Here is a 276-nt window from a genome sequence, read left to right as displayed (position 1 = left end):
CAAATACAGCAACATCAAATCCAGCTCATGATGACGATCACGACGAAGATCATCATGGACACCATCATGATGAAGACCATGATCACGGTTTTGATGCCAATCGTGTCATCAGTGAGGATGAACAAGGTTTTGTCATGTCACATGGAGATCACAATCATTACTTCTTCAAGAAAGATTTGACAGCAGAGCAAATTAAGGCAGCTCAGGATCATCTGAAAACACATCATGATGCAGAGCCTGTAAAACCTCTTGCTAAAACGGTAGAGTCTTTCTCAC

1 protein-coding gene is annotated in these 276 nt (G+C 41.7%); it reads left to right on the top strand.

The features are described from left to right. The coding region (locus ACYQ78_RS39565; protein WP_459806136.1) for a pneumococcal-type histidine triad protein at window positions 1–276 on the top strand (276 nt) is incomplete at both ends.

It is taken from the genome of Herbidospora sp. RD11066 (assembly GCF_054661255.1).
This window is presented reverse-complemented; position numbering and strand designations above follow the sequence as displayed.